This is a genomic window from Amycolatopsis sp. NPDC089917 (assembly GCF_040684635.1).
In the GTDB taxonomy this organism is placed as follows: domain Bacteria; phylum Actinomycetota; class Actinomycetes; order Mycobacteriales; family Pseudonocardiaceae; genus Amycolatopsis.
Genome location: NZ_JBFBGL010000014.1, coordinates 41,457 through 56,672, shown reverse-complemented (window position 1 = coordinate 56,672; position 15,216 = coordinate 41,457). Strand labels below are relative to the sequence as shown.

The 15,216-nt window shown below is 69.2% G+C and carries 13 protein-coding genes; 9 read left to right on the top strand and 4 right to left on the bottom strand.

The features are described 5' to 3' along the window. Nucleotides 1-49: 49 nt before the first annotated feature. Together AB0N89_RS13000 and AB0N89_RS12995 are read right to left on the bottom strand one after the other, a co-directional pair. Complete coding sequence (locus AB0N89_RS13000; protein ID WP_364203996.1) at nucleotides 50-847, bottom strand: SDR family oxidoreductase; 798 nt, start codon at nucleotides 845-847, stop codon at nucleotides 50-52. A 14-nt stretch (nucleotides 848-861) separates the two neighbouring features. Beyond that, nucleotides 862-1,581 (bottom strand): SDR family oxidoreductase, encoded by a 720-nt coding sequence (locus AB0N89_RS12995; protein ID WP_364203995.1) that lies wholly within the window; start codon nucleotides 1,579-1,581, stop codon nucleotides 862-864. Between the two features lie 122 nt (nucleotides 1,582-1,703). Between AB0N89_RS12995 and AB0N89_RS12990 the strand changes: the two genes are divergently transcribed. From AB0N89_RS12990 to AB0N89_RS12975, 4 genes are all read left to right on the top strand, one after another. Beyond that, entirely contained in the window at nucleotides 1,704-3,569 is a 1,866-nt protein-coding gene (locus AB0N89_RS12990) for a primary-amine oxidase (protein ID WP_364203993.1), read from the top strand. Nucleotides 3,570-3,754: 185 nt separating this feature from the next. Further along, nucleotides 3,755-4,546, top strand: a complete 792-nt coding sequence (locus tag AB0N89_RS12985) for a molybdenum cofactor biosynthesis F family protein (protein ID WP_364203991.1) — start codon at nucleotides 3,755-3,757, stop codon at nucleotides 4,544-4,546. 3 nt (nucleotides 4,547-4,549) lie between these two features. Further along, nucleotides 4,550-6,184 (top strand): amidohydrolase, encoded by a 1,635-nt coding sequence (locus AB0N89_RS12980; RefSeq protein WP_364203989.1) that lies wholly within the window; start codon nucleotides 4,550-4,552, stop codon nucleotides 6,182-6,184. Nucleotides 6,185-6,225: 41 nt separating this feature from the next. Next, on the top strand, nucleotides 6,226-6,813 hold the full coding sequence (locus AB0N89_RS12975; protein WP_364203987.1) for a TetR/AcrR family transcriptional regulator: 588 nt from the start codon (nucleotides 6,226-6,228) through the stop codon (nucleotides 6,811-6,813). 292 nt (nucleotides 6,814-7,105) lie between these two features. Here the strand turns inward: AB0N89_RS12975 and AB0N89_RS12970 are convergent, their stop codons facing one another. Both AB0N89_RS12970 and AB0N89_RS12965 read right to left on the bottom strand, forming a co-directional pair. After that, entirely contained in the window at nucleotides 7,106-8,035 is a 930-nt protein-coding gene (locus tag AB0N89_RS12970; RefSeq protein ID WP_364203986.1) for an alpha/beta hydrolase, read from the bottom strand. A 2-nt stretch (nucleotides 8,036-8,037) separates the two neighbouring features. Next, complete coding sequence (locus AB0N89_RS12965) at nucleotides 8,038-9,024, bottom strand: methyltransferase dimerization domain-containing protein (RefSeq protein WP_364203984.1); 987 nt, start codon at nucleotides 9,022-9,024, stop codon at nucleotides 8,038-8,040. A gap of 234 nt (nucleotides 9,025-9,258) precedes the next feature. Here AB0N89_RS12965 and AB0N89_RS12960 point away from each other — a divergent pair, with 234 nt between their 5' ends. Genes AB0N89_RS12960 through AB0N89_RS12940 form a run of 5 tightly spaced genes read left to right on the top strand, consistent with a single transcriptional unit; the run spans nucleotide 9,259 to nucleotide 15,186 of the window. After that, nucleotides 9,259-11,019 (top strand): ABC transporter ATP-binding protein, encoded by a 1,761-nt coding sequence (locus AB0N89_RS12960; protein WP_364203983.1) that lies wholly within the window; start codon nucleotides 9,259-9,261, stop codon nucleotides 11,017-11,019. Next, complete coding sequence (locus AB0N89_RS12955) at nucleotides 11,016-12,599, top strand: ABC transporter substrate-binding protein (RefSeq protein ID WP_364203982.1); 1,584 nt, start codon at nucleotides 11,016-11,018, stop codon at nucleotides 12,597-12,599. Before AB0N89_RS12960 ends, AB0N89_RS12955 begins: the two co-directional genes overlap by 4 nt. Next, on the top strand, nucleotides 12,596-13,540 hold the full coding sequence (locus AB0N89_RS12950; RefSeq protein WP_020636398.1) for an ABC transporter permease: 945 nt from the start codon (nucleotides 12,596-12,598) through the stop codon (nucleotides 13,538-13,540). Before AB0N89_RS12955 ends, AB0N89_RS12950 begins: the two co-directional genes overlap by 4 nt. Continuing rightward, entirely contained in the window at nucleotides 13,537-14,457 is a 921-nt protein-coding gene (locus AB0N89_RS12945) for an ABC transporter permease (protein ID WP_364203980.1), read from the top strand. The genes AB0N89_RS12950 and AB0N89_RS12945 overlap by 4 nt, the downstream gene beginning before the upstream one ends. A 30-nt stretch (nucleotides 14,458-14,487) precedes the next feature. Then, complete coding sequence (locus AB0N89_RS12940; protein ID WP_364204137.1) at nucleotides 14,488-15,186, top strand: alpha/beta fold hydrolase; 699 nt, start codon at nucleotides 14,488-14,490, stop codon at nucleotides 15,184-15,186. The last annotated feature ends 30 nt before the right edge of the window (nucleotides 15,187-15,216 follow it).

The following is a 15,216-nucleotide window of genomic DNA, read 5'->3' as shown; positions in this document are numbered from 1 at the left end:
CCTTCCTTGCGGTAGGCGCAAGGAAGGGGGCCATCATGTACTCGACTCGCTAAGAACCCATGCCCGCGCGTTCGAAGGCGAGGGTCGGCAGGTCGACGGCGTGCGCGCCACCATCGGCCACGATCACCGCGCCGGTGATGTACGACGACTCCGAAGAACCCAGGAACCGCACGATCGACGCGATCTCCTCGGGTTCCGCGGGACGGCGTAGCGGAACCTCGGCGGTGACGCGGCGGTAGCCCTCGTCGTGACCGCCGTCGAAGCCCGCGGCCTCGGCGAACTGGTCCATCTCACCGTCCGCCATCGGGGTGCGCACCCAGCCGGGGCAAACGGCGTTCGCGCGGACACCCTTCGGACCGTAGTCGCGGGCGATCGAGCGGGTGAGCCCGATCAGCGCGTGCTTCGCGACGGTGTAACCGGCGACGTTCGGCCCGGCGAAAAGCCCGGCCAGCGACGACACGATGACGACCTGACCACCGGTTTCGACCAGCGTGGGCAGCGTGGCCCGGCAGAACACGAAGGCGCTGGACAGGTTCGACCGCAGCGCCAGTTCCCATTCCTCGTCACCGGTGTCGACCACCGAGGACAGCCCGTGCCCGCCGGCGTTGGCCACGACGACGTCGATCCTGCCGAACTTGCCGACGATCTCCGCGGCCGCGCCCTCGGCGGCTGCGCGATCGCTGGCGTCGCACGCGATGACGTGCGCGCCGGTTTCGGCGGCCACCTTCTCCAGCGGTTCGACCCGTCGTCCGAGCACCACCACCTGGGCGCCCTCGTCGGCGTACCGGCGGGCGACCGCGGCACCGATACCGGTACCGCCACCCGTGATCGCGACAACCTTCTTCACTAGCGGAGTCCTTTCTAAGCGGGAAAACCGGAGCGGGCCGAGACGCCGAAGTCGGCGAGCACGGCCTGGCCGTTGACCGCACGCGAACGCGCGGACGCGAGATGGAGCACCTGCCAGGCGACTTCTTCGGGAGCCTGCACCGGGAACGCGGGATCGTCGAGCGCCTCGCCGAGATCGCCGCGCGCCATCGGGGTGTCGACCACCGACGGGCAGACGCAGTTCACCCGGATGCCGGGGAGATCGACCGCGAGCGCCCTGGTCATCGCGACCACGGCGCCTTTCGAGGCGCAGTAGGGCACCATGCCGGGCGCGCTGGTGAACGCGGAGTCGCTGGCCAGCAGCACGACCGAGCCGTTCGACGCGGTGAGCCACGGCGCGGCGTGTTTGACCAGCAGGAACTGACCGGTGACGTTGACCGCCATCAGCGCGGCGAAGTCCTCCGCCGCGGTTTCGGTGACCGGCGTCCCGACCGGACCGGAGATCCCGGCACAGCCGACCACGACGTCGAGCCCGCCGAACCGGCCGGCCACGGCGTCGACGGCGGCGGCCATGGACGGCTCGTCGGTCACGTCGGCGTGGACCGCCAGGAGACCGTCCGCGAGGGTGGGCACCGGTACCCGGTCGAGGGCGCCGACCCGCGCGCCTTCGGCCAGGAACGCCTGGACGCAGGCAAGGCCGATCCCGGATGCCGCGCCGGTCACCAGCACGGCCTTGCCCGCGAGCTCCAGTCCCATGGCGACATCCTGCGGTCAGGACCTTTCACGGGGGTTGGCCGTCAGTGCATCCTTCTTGTCGGCAGCCGCATGACGGCGGCGCGGTCTTTTCACCCGGGGGCGGACCGGCAAGACTGCGAAGCATGACCAGGCCGCATCCGCTCGACCCGTTGACCGCCGACGAACTCACCGCCGGCCGTGCGATCCTGGCCGACGAGGGCCAGCTGACCCCGACCACGCGATTCCCGGCGGTGCTGCCGGTGGAGCCGGACAAGGGCGACGCCGCCCCCGACCGCCGCGTCCGGTACACGCTGCTGGACACGGCTACCGGGCACGCCCGCGACGTGGTCGTTTCGCTGGCGAAACGCGAAGTGGTCTCCACCGAGGACTGCGGTGAAGGCCAGCCCGCGTACCTGTTCGAGGAGTACGACCTCGCCGCGTCGATCACCAAGGCGTCTCCGGAATGGCGGGCCGCGATGGAGCGGCGCGGGCTGTCGGACCGGATCGAGCACGCCTTCTGCGCTCCCCTGGCTCCCGGGTTCTTCGGCAGGCCCGACGAAACCGGCCGCGTCATCCGCTCGCTGACGTTCCTGCGCGACGACGAGTCCGACAGCCCGTGGGCGCATCCGGTCGAGGGACTGATCGTGCACATCGACCTGACCGAGCAGCGGGTGCTGCGCGTCCAGGACGAGGGCGACGTACCCGTCCCGCCGGAACACGGCCGCTACGGCGACGTGCCGGCCCGGACCACTCTCAAGCCGATCGAGATCACTCAGCCCGAGGGGCCGAGTTTCACCGTCGACGGCAACGAGGTCACCTGGGAAGGCTGGAACCTCCGCGTCGGCTTCAACGCCCGCGAAGGTCTGACGCTGCACCAGATCAGCTTCCAGAACCGGTCGGTGCTGCACCGTGCGTCGGTACCGGAGATGGTGGTGCCGTACGGGGACACCGCGCCCGGCCGGTTCTGGATCAGCTATTTCGACGCGGGTGAGTACCTGCTCGGCAAGAACGGCAACGACCTGCGGCTGGGCTGCGACTGTCTCGGCGTCATCCACTACTTCCCCGCGTACGTCGCCGACGACCACGGTCATCCGGTCGAGATCCCGCGCGCGATCTGCATGCACGAGGAGGACTACGGGATCCTGTGGAAGCACACGGATCTCGACGGCCGCGCCGAGGTGCGCCGGTCGCGGCGGCTGGTGATCTCGTCGATCTCCACCATCGGCAACTACGACTACGGGTTCTTCTGGTACCTCTACCTCGACGGCACCGTGGAGCTGGAGGCGAAGGCCACCGGCATCGTGTTCGCCGGAGCCGCGCATCCGGGCACGAAACACCCGCACGCCAACGAGATCGCGCCCGGTCTGTTCGCCCCGGTGCACCAGCACCTGTTCTGCGCGCGCCTGGACGTCGCGATCGACGGCGAACGCAACTCGCTCGTCGAGGTCGACGTCGAACGCGTGCCGATGGGCGAGCGGAACCCGTACGGGAACGCTTTCACCTGGAAGGAAACCCCGCTGCGGACCGAACTGGAGGCCCGGCGGCACGCCGATCCGGCCAAGGCACGGGTGTGGGAGATCCGCAGCTCGGAGCGGACCAACCGGCTCGGCACGCCCACGGCGTACCAGCTCGTCCCCCGGCCGTCCGCGACCCTGATGGCGCAGCCCGAATCGACCGTCCACCAGCGGGCGACGTTCGCCACCCGGCACCTGTGGGCGACGCCGTACCGCGCCGACGAGCGCTACCCGGCGGGCGAACGGCCGAACGCCCATCCGGGTGGCGCGGGACTGCCCGCGTGGACCGCCGCCGACCGGGACCTCACCGACACCGACCTCGTGCTGTGGCACGTGTTCGGCCCGACCCACATCCCGCGCCCGGAGGACTGGCCGGTCATGCCGGTCGACTACTCCGGTTTCTCCCTGCGCCCCTATGGCTTCCTGGACCGAAACCCGGCCCTCGACCTGCCCTCCGGCGCTGCCGACGATCACTGTTCCGCCCACGATCACTAGGAGCACGTAGGCGGAGCTGAAGTTGTAGACCGAAAGCAACCAACGCGTGAACCCGCCCGGCCGAAGGCCCCGCTATCGCGGTGGCAGGGCGCCCGACCCGTCAACTCGAGATGAACGTCAGACCCGCGCCCTGCCGACGCCGATCGCGGACGTGGGTTCACCACCCAGACACTAGGACTCCTGCGATGCCCGAACTGACCCTGTCCGACACGTCCACCTGGCTGCCGTTGGACGGCCTCGCCCCCGGTTTCGACGCGAACAAGGCCCCCACGGTCGGCGACCTGCACGGCCGCACCTTCGAACTCGCCTGCGAAGACGGCACCACGTTCACCGCGGGCTTCTCCGGTACCCGGATCGAATGGACCTACCACGGCACCGGCACCGACCGCTGCGAGACGTTCCTGGTCGACGACGACCTGTACTACGTCCAGTTCCACCCGGAGGCACGGCAGGAAGAGGCGTTCACCCTCCTGCTCGATCTGCGCCGCGGGCGCGCGCTGCTCGTGCTGAGCAAGATCGGCGACACCTCGCCCCGGGTCACACAGACCTTCCTGGCCGCCACCATCGGCGGCATCGAGCCCAGCGGGGAGTCGCTCGCCCCGACGACGTCGCTGGTCGGACGCCGGGTGCTGTGGGTGTACAGCACCGAGCACGCCTACGAGCACGTGTACCTCAGCCCGCACTGGTACACGTGGCAGTGCCTGGCCGGACCGGAGAGGGGGCTCGCCGACACCGACGAGAACTCGGTCTACGAGCTGCGGCCGGGGATCTACGTCTTCGCCTGGCGGGAGAAGGTGATCCCGTGCGCCTCGGTGACCGTGGCCGATCACCGTGACGCGAAACGGCTGCGCTCGCACGGTGTCCTTTTCGGACTGGACGCCGCCGGGAGCACTCCGACCCACTTCACCTTCGGCGCGCACGGCAAGCTGCTGAGCACCACCGTGCACCCCGAGGCTTACGACCCCGCCGGGAGCTGAGCCTTGACCGCCGATCTCATTCTCACCAACGCCACGGTGTACACAGTGGACGGTGCCCGGCCCTGGGCGTCGTCGCTGGCGGTCAAGGACGGCCGGGTGCTGTCCCTGGAGGACATCGAACGCGGGCCGAACACCGAGGTCGTCGACCTCGACGGCGCGTTCGTGATGCCCGGCCTGGTCGACGTGCACAACCACCACGCCCTCGCCGGTCGCGCCGCCTTGTTCGAACTCACCTTCGGCCTCGACGCGGGCCTGGACGACATCCTCGCGGCGGTCCGCTCGCGGGCCGCGAACCTCGGACCGGACGAATGGGTGGTCGGGGGCGCCTGGGCGTCCACGCTGGTCAGCACCCTTTCGCGGACCTCGGCCCGGCACGCGCTGGACGAGGCCGCCGGCGGACGTCCGGTCATGCTCTCGGACGACAGCAGGCACAACCGCTGGGTGAGCAGCCGGGCCCTGGAGCTGGCGGGCGTCACCGCCTCGACGCCGGATCCGGCGGGCGGGGAGATCGTCCGTGACCCGTCGACCGGCGAGCCCGTCGGCGTCCTGCTCGAGGCGGCGGGTGTCGCCGTCGAGCGGGCGCTCAGCGAGACCCGGACGCTCACCGCCGATCAGCACGTGGCGGCGTCGCGGCACGGTATCGGCACGCTGCATTCGTACGGGGTCACCGCGTTCCAGGACGCGGGTGTCTCCGCGGACATCCTGGGCGCGCTCAAGGCGCTCGACGACGCGGGCGAGCTGCACGCGTGGGTCGTGACGTCGCTGCTGATCAACGACCCGATCTTCGGCTTCGACCCGATCGGCGCGCCGTTGCTGGAGGTCGCCGGGCAGTACCGCTGCGAGCACCACCGGCCCGACTTCGTGAAGATCTTCCTCGACGGCGTCCCGCCGACCCGCACCGCCGCCTTCCTGGAGCCGTACCTGCCGGACGCCGCGCACGGCGCCTGTCACCACGGCGCCACCACGATGCCGGGCGACGAGCTCACGGGCTGGCTGCGCACCGCGGCCGCGGCGGGGCTCTCGGCCAAGGTGCACTGCACCGGGGACGCGTCGGTGCGCGCGACGCTGGACGCGGTCGAGAAGATCCGCTCCGAGGGGTTCACCGAGGCGCGGTTCCAGGTCGCGCACGGCCAGTTCGTCCACCCCGACGATCTCCCGCGCTTCGCCTCGCTGGGGGTCGCCGCGGACATCTCGCCGTTCCTGTGGGTCCCCGGCGTCATCCCGGCGGCCATCGCCGAGGTCCTTCCCGACGAGCGAGCGGGGCGGATGCAGCCGAACCGAGCGCTGCTGGACGAGGGCGCGCTGGTCGCGGGCGGTTCCGACTGGCCGGTCAGCGAGTCCCCGAACGCGTGGGAAGGCATCCACGGCCTGGTCACCCGGCAGGACCCGACGGGCACGTTCCCAGGGGCGCTCTGGCCGGAGCAGGCGATCACCCTGGCCGAGGCCGTCGAGGTGTTCACCCTCGCCGCCGCGCGCGCGATGGGACTGGGCGACGTCACCGGTTCACTGGTCCCCGGGAAGTCGGCCGATTTCGTCGTCCTGGACCGCGATCCGTTCAAAACCGATCCGTCCGCGCTCGTCAAGACAAAGGTGACGCAAACGTGGTTCGCCGGGCACCGCGTGTATCAGCGCGACTGATCTCCTACACTGGTAGAAGAACCAGTGCGGGAGGTCTGCCGATGCCGAAGATCATCGACCACGACGAGCGGCGCAGCCACATCGTCGACGTCACCTGGGATTTGATCACCCAGGGCGGGATCGAGGCCGCCACCATGCGCGAGATCGCGGCGGCCGCCGGCTTCGCGAACGGCGCGCTCAAGCTGTACTTCCCGAGCAAGGAAGACATCATCCAGGCCACCTACGAACGCGCCCTCGGCATGATGCGCGAGTACGTGGAACTGGACGAGTTACGCGGGCTGACCGCGCTCCGCGAGCTGTGCGTCTCGTCGATGCCGATCGACGAGGACCGCATCGCCGCGGGGCGCGTCCTGCTCACCTTCTGGCAGCTTTCGCTGACCAACCCGAAGCTGCAGGACAAGTACCTCGAACACATCCGTTCATGGCGGGGCCTGCTGCACCGGTTCCTCACCGAGGGCCGGGAGGACGGCGACATCGTCACCGAGACCCCGGACGAGCAGCTGGTCGACGAGGTCGTGCTGATCAACGCCGGGGCGAACGTGATGAGCCTGGTCGCCGGGGAGTTCTCGACGATCGCCCTGCAGCAGCAGCACTTGGAGTCGTTCTTCGCGCGCCTCACCCGCCCCTGAGACTGGGGACTCAAGGCGTCACTCGCGTGATCACAGACCGCACACGTGTGTTCAGAGGCGGATCTCTCGTGCTTGGAGCCGCATACGCGAGATCCGCCTCTGGTCACGCGAGCGCGGTCTGTGATCACGCGTGATCGGCGTGCGTGCGCCGCCGTGGTGCCGCGGAAGTCGTGACACACCACCACGCACCCCGGCTGAGGGCGTCGTGAAAGCCACTTTCGCAACCTTGAGTGTTGCGAAAGTGGCTTTCACAACGTGACGACGCCGGCCAACTGCGAGCGCGTTCAGAGGACTAAACGCTCCGGCCGAAGACCCGCGCCAGGAAGCTCGCGACGTGCTTGTGCGAGCGCGGCGAGGCGGGCAGGTCCGTGTACAGACCGTAGAACCCGTGGATCTGCCCCGAGTACCGCGTCATCTCGACGCGCGCCCCCGCGTCGGTCAGGCGCCGCGCGAACTCCTCCCCCTCGTCCCGCAGGACGTCGTACTCGGCCGTCAGCACCAGCGCCGGCGGGAGGCCGGTCAGGTCGTCGGCACGCAAGGGCAGCAGGTACGGATCGTTCAGCTGCGCCGGGTCCGACACGTACTGCTCGAAGAAGAACCGCATCGCCCCGGCCGTCATGCCGTAGCCCTCGGCGTAGTCCACATAGGACCGGAAGCCGTCGTCCGGGTGGCCGTAGACCGGGCAGATCAGCACCTGTGCGGCCAGCGGCGGGCCGTTCCGGTCGCGGGACATCATCGAGACCACCGTCGACAGGTTGCCGCCGGCGCTCTCCCCGCCGATCGCGATCCGGCCCGCGTCGACGGCTTCCCCGGCACCGCCCGCGGCGAGCCATTCGACGACGGTGTAGCAGTCGACCGGGGCCGCCGGGTACGGATGTTCGGGCGCGAGCCGGTAGTCCACCGCGACGACGGCGACCTGAGCCGCGTTGCACACCGCCCGCGACGCGACCTCGTTCTCGTCGATCGAGCCGATCGTCCAGCCGCCACCGTGGATCCACACGAACGCCGGCACCGGAGCGGTGACCTCGGGCAGGTAGATCCGCACGCGCACGCCGGAGGGCAGCACGTGGTCGGTGACCGAGGCGACCTCTTCGACCGAATCGGGACGTCGCCACGACGCGGCGAAAGCGGCACGCAGCTCAGGAGCCGTCAGAGGCCCGGCAGGGGCCTCCGACGGAGCGCTGCGGGCCAGGAGTTCCTTGACCGCGGGATCGAGGGTCACGGTCACACCGCTTCCGCGACGAGCACCCGCGGGCTGCCCGGCAGCGCGAGCCGGTCGGTGACCCGCCAGCCCGCCTCGGTCAGCCATTCGCGGGCCTCGGCCTCCGGATACACGACCGTCCCGTCGATCACCAGGTACTCCCCCGCGTGCAGCGCGTCGATCGGCCGCTGGACCGCGTCGTCGTCGAGGAAGAAGTCGAGCAGCAGCAGGGTCGCCCCGGGCGCCGCGGCCGCGCGGGCGTTGCGCAGGATCTCCGCGTTCTGCTTCGCGTCGAAGCGATGGACGACGTGGTTGACCATCACCAGGTCGAACTCGCCTTCCGGACGCGCGGTGGGCGTCTCCGCCCCGACGACGGTCGCCCGGTCGGCGAGACCCGCCAGGGCGGCCGCGGTGGTGACCGACTCGGTGAAGCCCGGATCGAAGACGAACGTCGTGTTCAGTTCTTCGTTGGCCTTCATGGCTTCGACCGCGAACGCGCTCGAAAGCCCGCCGAGGTCGAGAAGCTTTCGATGGGAGCCGAAATCGAACGCGCCGGCCAGCATCTTGGCGTGCAGGGCGTTGTAGGTCATCACGCCGGACATGAAAGTGCCCCAGCGCGCGTCGTCCATCTCCAGTTTGCCGGGTTCGCCGGTGTCGGCCGTGTGACCGAACTGCAACCAATGCGGGTAGCTGATCGAGTCCAGGAAGGTCAAGAACGGCGCCAGGTCCAGCTCCCCGCCGCCGAGGTACTCCGCCGCGTCCGCGGCCAGCTCGTACCGTCCGTCCACACGGGACAGCAGGCCGAGCGATGACATGGCGTCACCGAGGATCCTGGTGATCTTCTCCGGTTTCCCGGTCTTCCCCGCCAGCTCACCGGCCGTCAGCGGCCCGTCGGCGAGGGCGGTGAACAGGCCGATCCGGCTCGCCGCGAACAGTTGCTTGGCCGCCATGTAGCCCACGGCGATGTCCACGATCCGCTCGGGACCGGCAGTCTTGGTCGACCCGCTCAAGGGTGTCCTCCTTAGCTCGTTTCGGCCGAGAGTCTACAGACGTAGACAAAAGAATCCAGTGCAAGTTTTCGCCCACCACCAGGAAAAACCTGCCGGATATCAACTTCCTACATTCGTAGAATATACCCATTGACAGCACCCCCGCCCAGTGTCAACATGCGTAGAACTACCCCCGCCGGAGGCCCGTTCCCCGGCAGTGCGGTCCGCTTCGGGCGGGCACGGGAAAGGGGATTCATGACCCTGCTCGAATTACGAGAACTGACCGTCGGCGTCATCGCCGACGAAACCGAACGCGAACTGGTGCGCGAACTTTCGTTCGACCTCGAACAAGGCCGGACACTCTGCGTGGTCGGCGAATCCGGCAGCGGTAAAACGGTGACGGCTTTGTCGATCATCCGGTTACTGGAGTTCGTCGCGCCGGTGTTCACCCGCGGTGAGATCACCGTCGACGACGTCGATCTCACGCGCCTCTCCGCCGACGAGATGCGCGCGTACCGCGGCCCGCGGATCGGGATGATCTTCCAGGAGGCACTGGATTCGCTCAATCCGAGTCAGCGCGTCGGCAAGCAGCTGATCGAGGCCTATCGCAAGCCCGGTTCCCTGCCGCGCCAGGCGGCGCGCAAGGGCACGCCGTTGCACCGCGAGGCCGAGGCGAAGGCCCGCGGCCTGCTGAAGGAGGTCGGCCTCACCGACACCGACCGGGTGCTTTCCCTGTACCCGCACCAGATGTCGGGCGGGATGCAGCAGCGCGTGATGATCGCGCTGGCGCTGATGGCCGATCCGAGCCTGCTGATCGCCGACGAGCCGACCACGGCGCTGGACGTGACCACGCAGGCGGAGATCCTCACCCTGTTCGACCGCGTCCGCCGCGACCACGGCACCGCTTGCGTCTTCATCACGCACGACATGGGCGTGGCCGCGCAGGTGGCCGACCGGATCGCGGTGATGTACCGGGGCGAGCTGGTCGAACTCGGGTCCAAAGAGGACATTCTGCACAAGCCGAAGCATCCCTACACCAAGGCGTTGCTCGACTGTGTCCCGAAACTCGGGGTGAGCAGACGCGACGGGTTCCCCACCATCTCCGAAGCGCTGCTCGAAGCCGCGATGAAGGGCGACTCGGCGATCGCGACCGAGACGAGGACCCTCGACCGCGCCACGACGGAGAACGCCGGCGAGGGCACCGCGCTCGTCATCGATTCGGTGTCCAAAGTGTACGGACGCCGGGGCCGGTTCTCGCTGAACCGCGAACCCGAGGTGCACGCGGTCAAGGACGTCTCGCTGGAGATCGCACCGGGCGAGTTCTTCGGCCTGGTCGGGGAATCCGGCTCGGGCAAGACCACGCTCGGCCGTCTGGTGAGCGCGCTGGAGCCGCCGACTTCGGGCACCATCGCCTTCGGTGAGCACCGCTGCACGTCCACCGGGCTCGACGGGGACGAGCGCGCCTTCCGCCGCCGCGCGCAGCTCATCTTTCAGGATCCGCAGAGTTCGCTCGATCCCCGGCACAGCGCCGCCCGGATCATCGCCGAACCGCTGCGGGAGCTCACCGGCCTCCGCGGCGCCGAGCTGGACCGCCGGGTCACCGAGCTGATCGACGAGGTCGGTCTCCCCTCGGACACGGCGAAGAAGCTGCCGTCGCAGCTGTCCGGCGGGCAGCGCCAGCGCGTCTCGATCGCCCGCGCGATCGCCGCGGAACCCGACCTCATCGTCGCCGACGAGCCCACCTCGGCGCTCGACGTCTCGGTGCAGGGCCAGGTGATGAACCTGCTGCTCGAACTGCGGCGCACCCGCGCGCTCAGTTTCCTGTTCATCACGCACAACCTCAGCCTCGTGCTCTCGGTCGCCGACCGCGTCGGCGTGATGTACCGGGGCGAACTGATCGAAATCGGCGAGCCGGACGAGATCCGGCTCCGCGCCCGGCACGACTACACCCGCCGCCTCCTCGCGGCGAACCCCGAACTGCCCGCCCACCCCCACACTGGAGTGCGGAACCCATGAGACGAACCCTGACCTCGGCCGCCCTCGGCCTGGCGACCGTCCTGCTGCTCAGCTCGTGCATGGGAGGGCAGGCAGGCGGCGGCGCGGCCGCGGACGGGCCGCCGAAGCCCGGCGGCAACCTCAACGTCGCCGTCCCCACCGACCCGCAGTCGCTCGACATGGTCGCGAACCCCGGCCAGGTGACCGCGCACATCGGCAACATGATGTACGAGAAGCTGTTCGAGGTGGACCGGAGCTTCACCTCCCGGCCCATGCTGGTCGACGACTACACCACCAGCCCGGACAGGCTCACCTACACCTTCAAGCTGCGCCAGGGCGTCACCTTCCACGACGGCAACCCGCTGACGTCCGAGGACGTCGTGGCGAGCCTGAAGCGCTGGCAGCAGGTCCACCGCACCGGCCAGCTGGTCACCCCGGACATCGAGGCGATCACGCCGACCGACCCGGCGACGGTGACCATCAAGCTCAAGCAGCCGCGGTACCCGCTGATCAACGAGCTCGCCGGCGCGGGCACCGAGATCTACGAGGCGAAGAACCTCGCCGGGGCCGCGCCGACCGGGTTCGCCCAGGACAAGGCGATCGGCACCGGGCCGTACAAGCTGAAGAGCTGGGACATCGGCCGTGAGCTGGTGCTGGAGAAGTATTCCGGTTACAAGTCCCGCTCCGAGGAGGACTGGGGCGGTCAGGCGGGCGCCAAGCACGCGTACCTGGACACCGTGACCTACAAGGTGGTCTCCGACCAGGACGCGCTGATCAACGGCCTGCAGACAGGGCAGTGGGACCACATCATGCCCACCAACGACCAGTACGAGACGCTGCGCAACAACCCGGCCGTGGTCGTGCACAACCTGCCCGGCGGCAACGACAACGTCGTGATCCCGAACTTCAACACCGGTTCGAAGTTCGCCGACCCCCGGGCCCGCGAAGCGCTGAACCTGCTGCTCGACAAGCCCGCGATCAACGCGGCCACCGGCGGCAGCAAGGACCTCACCCTCGAGACCGGTGCCTTCGCCTCGCCGGACAACAAGCAGTTCTATTCCACCGCGGGCGAAGACGTCTACAAGAAGCACGACCCGGAGAAGGCGAAGCAGCTGCTGGCCGAGGCCGGGATCACCGCCGGCGCGACGATCCGCATCGTCACCACGAACTCGTACCCGGAGTTCGGCAAGTGGGCCGTGCTGATCCAGGACAGCCTGTCGAAGATCGGCATCAACACCAAGATCGACACCTTCGACTTCGCCACCATGCTCGGCACGCTGACCAAGGAACCGGGCGGCTGGGACATCACCACGCTGTTCTTCGACTCGGCGCTGACCTCGCCCGCACAGATGCCCGCGCTCACCCTGGGCACGCTGAACGGTTCGGCCTCGCCCGAGCTCGACGGGCTGATGGCGGAGTACAACGCCTCGACGACGCCTGAGCAGGCGAAGGCGGTCGTGGACAAGCTGCAGGCGTTCACCTGGAAGCAGCTGTCGGTGATCACCCTGAGCCAGTCCAGGCTGTACGCGGCCTACTCCCCCAAGCTCAAGGGCTACGGCGACTTCTACCGCGTCCTCTGGAACACCTGGCTGGCGTCATGACCGGTCTGCTGCTGCGCAGGCTGCGCGATCTGGTGATCATCCTGGTGATCGTCGGGACGATGATGTTCTTCGTCATCCGGCTGATCCCCGGCGATCCGGCGCAGGCGATCCTCGGCCCGACCGCGCGACCGTCCGATGTGGACGCACTGCGGGAGAGCATGGGGCTGAACGGCCCGTTGTGGGAGCAGTACCTCAGCTGGGCCGGGAACGTGCTGCACGGCGACTTCGGCACGTCGATCACCTATCACGCGCCGGTGCTGGGTGTGGTCGCCGACCACATCCTGCCGACGCTGACCCTGGCCGTGCTGTCCACGGTGATCAGCTTCTTCCTCTCGGTCGCGATCACCTCCTGGCAGGCCGTGTCGCCGCGCAACCCCGTGGCCCGGGCGCTGGACCGGCTTTCCGCGCTCGGCATGGCGATGCCGGACTTCTGGATCTCACTGATGCTCGTGCTGGTGTTCTCGGTGACGCTGCGCTGGTTCCCGTCCAGCGGCTACGAAAACCTGTTCACCGATCCGGCGACGGCGGTGCCCGCGCTGGTGCTGCCGCTGACCGTGCTGGTCATCGGGCAGACCGCGTTGTTCGTGCTCACCCTGCGCGAAAGCCTGCTCGGTGAGCTGCCGCTGGCGTATCTGCGCACCGCGCGGGTCAAGGGGCTGTCCGAGCGGCAGGTCATGACCAAGCACGTGCTGCCGAACGCGCTCATGCCGCTGATCACCCAGCTGGGCAGCAACTTCGCCATGCTGGTCGGCGGGATCGTGATCATCGAATCCATCTTCGTGGTGCCCGGGCTGGGCCATCTGCTGATGGGCGCGGTGTCCACTCGCGACTTCCCGCTGATCCAGGGTGTGACGCTGTTCGTCGCGGTGCTGTTCGTGCTGGTCAACCTGCTGGTCGACCTGTCGTACGCGCTGCTCGACCCGAAGGTGCGTGTCTCGTGAGCGTGGCACTGATCGAAAAGACGTCGCCGGTGCGGGAGAAGCCCCCGGCCGGTCGCGCGGCCAAGGTGTTCCGGCGCAACCGGATGCTGGTGATCACCAGCGCGGTGCTGGCGCTGATCGTCCTGACCGTGATCGTCCTGCCGTTCTTCCTGCCCAGCGTCAGCGCGACCGATCCGGTGAACCGGCTGCTGCCGCCGTCCGGCGAGCATCTCCTCGGCACGGACTCGTTCGGCCGTGACGTGCTGGCCCGGCTGGTCTCGGGCGGACGGGCGTCGCTCGGGCTGTCCGCCCTGATCACCCTGTGCGCGGCCTTCACCGGCCTGGTGATCGGGCTGATCAGCGGGTTCTTCCGCGCGGCCGACGCGGTGCTGATGCGGGTGATGGACGCCTGGATGTCGTTCCCGGCGATCATCCTCGCGATGGCGCTGGCGATCTCGCTCGGCGCGAGCATCTGGACCGAGCTGATCGCGCTGACGGTGATCTTCACCCCGTTCACCGCCCGCGTCATCCGCAGCCGCGTGCTCGGCATCGCCGGCCGGGCCTACATCGGCGCGGCCCGGGTGTCGGGGATGAGCAAGTGGAAGATCCTCGTCGTGCACGTGTTCCCGAACGTGCTGCCGCTGGCGCTGGTGCAGGTCGTGATCCTGTCCGCGGCGGCGATGCTGGTCGACGGTGCGATGAGCTTCCTCGGTCTCGGCATCGCTCCCCCGACCCCGACCTGGGGCAACATGATCGCCGAAGGCCGGTCGTACCTGGTGCAGGCGCCCTGGCTGGTGATCGCGCCCGGCGTGACGATCATGGTCTGCGTGTTCCTGCTGAACCTCATCGGATCGTCGCTGCGGATCGCCGTCGACGCCCGCGCGCGGACGCTGAGCGAGATGCAGCGCCTGCGCACCCGCCGTCCCTCCGCCAGCTGAGAAAGGATTCCGTTGTCTGCCACTACTTCCTTGGCCGTGCGCCGATTCGCCCCCGAAACCGTTTCGGGACCGCCTGTCCTTCTGGTGCACGGATTCGCCTCCGACGGGCACACCGACTGGATCACCACAGGGTGGCCCGCCGCGCTCACCGCCGCGGGTCGTGAGGTGCTCGTACCCGATCTGCCGGCGCACGGCTCCAGCCCGGCACCGTCGGGTTCGCTGGGAGCCGCCGCGATCACGGCCGAGCTGTCGCGGCTCGTCATCGGTCTGTCCGAAGTGGACGTCGTCGGATATTCGCTCGGCGCCCGGCTGTCCTGGGAACTGCCCGCGCAGGCCCCGGTCCGGCGGCTCGTGCTCGCGGGGCTGAGCCCGTTCGAGCCGTTCGGCGCCGTCGACGTCGCGGCGGCGCTGGCGTTCGCCGAAGGCGGCAAGGCGCCCTCGGATCCGCTGACGGGGATGATCGCGCACATGATCACCACGCCGGGGCGGAATCCCGCCGCGCTCGCCCGGTGCGTCGAGGATCTGCGCGAGGAGCCTTTCGCGCCTGTCGCCGGTGCCGTCTCCGTTCCGACCCGGTTCGTGGCGGGCGTGGACGACCCGGTGAGCCAGGGCATCGAGACCCTCGTCGAACTGGTGCCGGAGGCTTCGCTGGTGCGAGTGCCCGGGGACCACGGCGGGGCGCTGCGGAGTGCGGAATTCAAGGCGGCCGTGCTGGAGTTCCTGGCCTGAGACTTGCCCCGACGCGCGCTATGAACGGTC